Origin of the sequence: Actinoalloteichus spitiensis RMV-1378, assembly GCF_000239155.1 — a bacterium.
Lineage (GTDB): Bacteria > Actinomycetota > Actinomycetes > Mycobacteriales > Pseudonocardiaceae > Actinoalloteichus_B > Actinoalloteichus_B spitiensis.
This window is the reverse complement of the sequence record NZ_AGVX02000616.1, coordinates 1-4,403: the sequence shown is the minus strand read 5'-3', so window position 1 is coordinate 4,403 and position 4,403 is coordinate 1. Positions and strand designations below refer to the sequence as shown.

Here is a 4,403-nt window from a genome sequence, read left to right as displayed (position 1 = left end):
CACCTGGGCGGGGGTGGGGGCCGTGGGTGGTGGGGACCCGTCGTCCGCCGCGAAACCCCGGGTGAAGCCCTCGGCGATGTCGGCCGCGCTGACCTCCCAGGTCAGGTGCACGAGGCGGTTCGCGAGCGGGGCGGTGAGCTCCCAGCCGTCGGCGGCCAGGCCGGGCGGGTTCGCGGCGGCGACGATCCGGACGGTGGTGGGGAGCGTGAGGTCCCCGACTGTGCGTTCCAGGACCACGCGCAGCATGGCGGCCTGCACGGCGGGCGGGGCGGTGGTGAGTTCGTCCAGGAACAGCAGCCCGGTCCCCGCGGTGGCGAGTCGTTCGGCCCACCGGGGCGGCGCGAACCAGGTGCCGTCGGCGCGGACCACGGGCAGGCCGGCGAAGTCGCTGGGTTCGCGGATCGAACCGACGACGGCCTCCACGGGCAGGCCGAGCCGCTCGCCGAGGGCGAGGACCGTGGAGGTCTTGCCGGTGCCGGGGTCACCCCACAACAGCACGGGCAGGTTGGCGGCGACGGCCACCGCCAGCGCCTCCCGCACGGTCTGGTTGCTGGTCATCGGTGGTTCTCCTCTGTTTCCGGGCAGCGCGAAGTCCGCGCGGTCGCGCGCTCGACGGGCTGGGGATGAGGTCCTGGTCCCCGCGGGCGCCCGGTCGTCCTCGGGCATGCCGGGAGCAGGCCGGCGCCTGTCCTGGTTCGGCGCTCCCGTGGGTCAGCGACCTCGGCACGCCGCGCGGGCTGTCACGAGGCCGCTGACCCACAGCGCCGGGATCTCCGAACTCCTCGCGTCCGGAGCGGCATCCCTCCCCTGCCGTCAACCATAGTTGACTTCCACGGGCGATGTCAACCGAGGTTGACACATGGATGCGCCCCGGCTTCAACCGGGCAGGAACCGGACCGGGCAGGAACGAGGGACCGCGACGCGACGCCGTCTCCTCCACACGGTGCGGAGAGGACGGCACCAGAGGCACCGGCGGAGCACCCGAGGCGACCCCGGGCACTCCGCCGGCCGGGAACTCACCCGGGATCAGCCGAGGGCGGCCTCGATCAGATCGGCGGCCCGGCTGGTGCCACCCTCCAGGAGCGCGTCCTCCCGCAACCGCGCCGAACGACGCGCCACCTCCGGATCAGCGACGAGTTCCGACAGCGTGTCCCGCAGGACCTCCGCGGTGGCGTCGGCGGTGTCGACGCGACGCGCCACCCCCAACTCCACCAGCCGGTCCGCGTTCATGAACTGGTCCACGGCCTGCGGGACAGCGATCATCGGAACCCCCGCCGACAGGCCCTCGGCGCTGCTGCCCATCCCGGCGTGCGTGACGAAGGCGTCAGCCTGTTCGAGGATCGACAACTGCGGCACCCAGGAACGCACCTCGACGTTCCCCGGGATCGCACCGAGCTCGGCCGGGTCCACGTACTTCCCGATCTGGAGCACGACATGCCACCCGGGCAGGTTCCCGTAGGCGGCCAGGCACTGCCGGTAGAACTCCGGCTGGCGCGTGTAGGCCGAACCCAGCGAGACCAGCAGGACCTTCTCCGCCCCCTCCGGGCGGACCCAGGTGTCCCGATCCGCCCGAGGGCCGGCACACGAACCGACGAAGGTCACCGTCGTGGTGTCGACCCGGTCCGCGTTGGGTTGCATCGCACGCGGGATCAGGGCCAGCGACGTCGACGGCCGCCCCGCGAAGGCGTCCATGTCGGTCGTGGTGGCCCCGGTGTCGGCGAGCCACCGACCGAACCGCTCCCGGTAGGCGTCGGCACCGGGCAACCCCCACAGCGGAGCGGCGACCTCCTCGTCGTAACCGTCCCAGGACACGAACGCCGGGGACAGCTGCACCAGCGGACGCCCCTGCGTCTCGGCGATGACCCGCGCCGCGTAGGCGCCGATGTCGTACAGGTAGACGTCCGCCGGGTCGGCGTCGTAGAAGGCGCGCAACGCCGGCAGGGCCTGGATGCCCTCGTCGAGGAACAGCCCCATCGCGGCGATGGGGTCCTCCGGCCAGTCGTTGTCGGCCACGGGCAGCACCGAACGGTAGGGAACGAGTTCCGCACCGGTCGGGGTGATGAGGTGGGAGACCGCCGGGTCGTTGGCGTAGGTGACCCGGTGGCCCCGCGCGACGAGCTCCCGGATGATCTCCAGGCTCGGCAGGACGTGGCTGACAGCGGGAACGCTGACCATCGCGATGTGGGCACGGCGACGTGACATGAGGAATCGACTCATTTCCGGTCTACGAGGAATGGAATGACGAATCCGTGCGCGAACCAGGCCCACGGCGGCAGCCTGCGGGCGGGCGCACGGAGAGCAGGGGCGTTGCCCCTGGCGACGTCACTCGTAGATCGGGAGGAATGCCATGCCCGCGACCCTACCCCGACGTCTCCCGCCGACGCACCCGAATAACGGAGCCGCCCGCCGGAGCGGACCGCCGGCACCGAGCACCCTCCCAAGGCAGTGGGCCGGGACGGCGTCGCTGAGGGCAACGACCGCCGGGGCCGACGCGCCCCGGGCGGCTGTCGCCACCTCGCGGCAGGCGGGTCCATCCCCTTCTCGGAGGTGCTCGTCGACCGCCTGACCGGAGCCTGGGGACCCGTCACACCCCCGTCACACCACCCGTCACACCGGGACGGGTCCGCCTGTCCCGGTGTGACGGGCGAGGGACACCGCCGTCACACCGAAATCCCCTGGTCAGGGGGCAGAAGGAAGGCGTTGTGACGGGTGGGACGCCTTTTCGGACCATGTCTCTCCCCACACCCGCAGGGCCCCCTCCGAAGCCCAGACACACCCGCGCCCGGCACCCGTCACACCCCCACCAAGTACGCGTGACAGTCAGCTCACACGCATCCATCGCTGCTGCGCACACCTTCTCTGTTCCAGCAGCCACCAGCTCACCGCTCATCTCGGTTCTCACGAGGGAGCAGCGCGATCACCGCCAGCACGTCGCCTACTCAGACTCCTGTCCACTCGCACTATCCGCCCCGGGGGACCGCACTCACACACGGGAACAGGCAGGCGTTGACAGATCACCGAAGCCTGTCGGCGGTCAGGCCTGAACTTCCGTGAAGTATGCCGGCTATTCCGAGGTGGCGGAGCAAGCCGAGAAGCCGAGTTCGCTCCGCCGAACATCGCACTCATCATTCACCCACGGACGAGGGATACGCTGAAGCAAGCCCGGCCCAGTAGGTTCAGCGCTACCGTGTTGGTTACCGGGCACTTCCTGAGGGGTGGGGTCCCAATGGATCTAGATCCAGACAACGCGAAGAAATCAACTCCAGCACCCGCAACGGCCATGATGAAAGGGAAAGTGCACGAGTTCTTGGCCGCAGCGACAGCTGGCAGAGTCTCGATAGACGCGGAAAGCGCCGAACGCATGGCGCGCAAAGTAGATGCCATAGCCGACCGCGCGAGAGATCGGTTGGACAGACTTCAACAACTGGACGTCCGCGTACCGCTCGGCACAAGCCCGGTAGCCAAGATGATGGCAGAACACGACAGGAGAGCGGCGGTCGACGATGAGACATATTCAGCTCGTACCGCCTTACAAGACTACATCATAGCCCTGACGGACCTCGCAACGGCGATCCGGACAAGCGCGAGGACAACATCCCGCATCGACGAGGATAGTGCTTCCACACTCAACCAGCTCGAAAGGTGACCATCTTGCGCACAGACGACAGGAGGCAACCTCTGCTTTTCATCACGGCAGGTGCCCTTCTTGCAGCAGGATGCGCTCAGGAGAACGCGGGCCGGCTCACTGCGGTCACCAGCGACCACGGTGGGACGACCCGGACGGCGGAATCACACGGGGCCCCCTCTTCGGAAACGCTAACCGACGGGCTGAGCAACAGCTCAGTCGCTGACGCGCTGGCGGCGATGGACCCCTGCGAGGTGCTCTCACCGACGGAGCTCACCGACCTCGGGTTCGACCCCACCACAGCCGAACTCGACGACGCGGGTGTTCTCTACTCCTGCCGAGTCAAGTCCAGCACGGATGCGCAGATGCGCACCTGGATCCAGTTCGACCCCGAGTTCGCGCTGGACGAGCTGAACTTCTCCAACTACGAGCAGAGCGACACCGAGATCGGCGGGCTTCGTACGTTCCTCCTGAAGAGCACCCTGGATGAGAGGTCGTGCCAGCTCTCGATGGAACTCGGCCACCGCTCGAGTGCGTCGGTCTCCGTCACCTGGGCGGAGAACACCGAGCAGGCCTGCGAGGTGGCCAGGGAGGTAGCGGAGGCCGTCGAACCCAAACTCCCCAGGGAGCCGAGCTGAGCGACGACGCGGACACGCTTCGAACACCCACCGCGCGGCGACCCGCGCGGGGCACCACGCCGGGGGGATCGTCGGGCGCCGTGGCGAGGACGGACGGCGGCCGCGCCGTTCCCTCTGGGGCGGCCGGGAACCGGCCGCCC

General features: G+C 69.3%; 4 protein-coding genes. 2 read left to right on the top strand and 2 right to left on the bottom strand.

What is annotated here, in order from left to right; translation table 11 throughout:
* A partial coding sequence (locus ACTIDRAF_RS0222750; protein WP_016701011.1) for a sigma 54-interacting transcriptional regulator occupies positions 1-558 on the bottom strand: 558 nt, incomplete at its 3' end.
* 468 nt (positions 559-1,026) lie between these two features.
* Complete coding sequence (locus ACTIDRAF_RS0222745; RefSeq protein WP_035275462.1) at positions 1,027-2,202, bottom strand: macrolide family glycosyltransferase; 1,176 nt, start codon at positions 2,200-2,202, stop codon at positions 1,027-1,029.
* A gap of 1,024 nt (positions 2,203-3,226) precedes the next feature.
* On the opposite strand from ACTIDRAF_RS0222745, the gene ACTIDRAF_RS33115 reads away from it, so the two are divergent.
* The gene (locus ACTIDRAF_RS33115; RefSeq protein ID WP_083886596.1) at positions 3,227-3,646 is read left to right on the top strand and encodes a hypothetical protein; all 420 of its coding nucleotides are present in this window, start codon (positions 3,227-3,229) and stop codon (positions 3,644-3,646) included.
* Positions 3,647-3,651: 5 nt separating this feature from the next.
* The gene (locus ACTIDRAF_RS33110; RefSeq protein WP_157163218.1) at positions 3,652-4,263 is read left to right on the top strand and encodes a DUF3558 domain-containing protein; all 612 of its coding nucleotides are present in this window, start codon (positions 3,652-3,654) and stop codon (positions 4,261-4,263) included.
* Positions 4,264-4,403 lie beyond the last annotated feature (140 nt).

Coding starts and splice junctions, on each gene's coding strand:
- ACTIDRAF_RS0222745 (WP_035275462.1), bottom strand. CDS start 2,202: ATGTCACGTCGCCGTGCCCACATCGCGATGGTCAGCGTTCCCGCTGTC.
- ACTIDRAF_RS33115 (WP_083886596.1), top strand. CDS start 3,227: ATGGATCTAGATCCAGACAACGCGAAGAAATCAACTCCAGCACCCGCA.